1 protein-coding gene is annotated in these 1,189 nt (G+C 70.7%); it reads right to left on the bottom strand.

What is annotated here, in order from left to right:
* Positions 1-94 precede the first annotated feature (94 nt).
* Positions 95-895: an ABC-2 family transporter protein gene (locus tag HYE82_RS36650; RefSeq protein WP_179178540.1), complete on the bottom strand. Its 801-nt coding sequence runs from the start codon at positions 893-895 to the stop codon at positions 95-97.
* Between the last annotated feature and the right edge of the window lie 294 nt (positions 896-1,189).

Here is a 1,189-nt window from a genome sequence, read left to right as displayed (position 1 = left end):
CCCCTGCACCGCCCGGACCTCCTGAGCCCCCCGGCCCTCTCCAACATCCCGGCCCTCTCCAACCCTCCGAACCCCCGAAACCCCCCGCGACTCCTCAGCCACCCTGGACCACCACCTTCCGCGTCGCGGCCGACTGCACCATCCGCCCCACCGCCAGCAGGACGAACGCCCACCCCGCCTGGAACGCCAGCGCCCGCGCCACGCCCGCGGCACCCGCATGCCGGCCCAGCAGCACGTCCATCGGCACCTGGAGCATCGCCGACCACGGCAGCAGCCGCACCAACTCCCCGAAGCCGCCCGGGAACACCGTCAGCGGCAGCAGCATCCCCGAGAAGAAGATCGAGGCCACCGTGGCCATCAGGTTGACCCCGGACCCGTCCATCAGCCAGAACGCCGCCAGCCCCAGCAGGTAGCGCAGCGCGAAGCTCACCACCAGCCCCAGCAGCACCGACCCCAGGAACAGCAGCCAGCGCAGCGGATCCGCGGGCAGCGCCAGCTCGAAGGCCAGCGCACCGGCCACCAGCGGCACCGCACCCCGCGCCACCAACTGGAACGAGGCCCGCCCCAGATCGGCCGCGAGCCACCACATCTGCAGGTCCGCCGGCCGGTACAGGTCGACCGCGATGTCACCGGTCCGGATCCGCTCCTGCAGCTCCTCCTGGAAGCCGCCCCCGATCAGCGCCGCCGCCGCCAGCATCGCCTGGCTCACCCACACGAAGGTCAGCGCCTGCGCCTGGTCATAGCCCCCGAGCCCGGGGCGCTCCTGCCACAGCGCGACGTACGTGTACGCCAGGATGAAGCCGAAGACGGTGTTCGTGAACACCCCTGCCGCCGTCGCCGTCCCGTAGGTCGCGTAACGCCTCAACCCCCCGGCCGCGACGGCCAGATAGAGCATCACTCGCCCCGACGCCCGCTGGCGCACCGTATCCCTCCGATTTCCCGCGTCGTTCCCACGTCGTCCTGCCTCGGCCAAAGACGCGCGAGCTTAGTGCGGAGGAGCGATCCATGCGACCGAATTACGCCCGTCCGACGCGGAATGAACAGCCATCGGGTAGACAGCATGGAGTACCGACAGATCCGGATATTTCGATCAGCTTCGAGGAGTCCCGGCAATGAGCGACCAGTCACCACCCCCTGGCTGGACCCCTCGTGACCCGGACGCCACCGGCGGACAGCCCCCCACCCGCCC

The sequence above is a fragment of the Streptomyces sp. BR123 genome, assembly GCF_013401435.1.
Lineage (GTDB): Bacteria > Actinomycetota > Actinomycetes > Streptomycetales > Streptomycetaceae > Streptomyces.
The sequence above is the reverse complement of the archived record's forward strand: the minus strand, read 5'-3'. Positions and strand labels throughout refer to the sequence as shown.

Bases quoted from the DNA above. Each gene is read 5' to 3' on its own strand.
- HYE82_RS36650 (WP_179178540.1), bottom strand. From the start codon at position 895: ATGCTCTATCTGGCCGTCGCGGCCGGGGGGTTGAGGCGTTACGCGACC.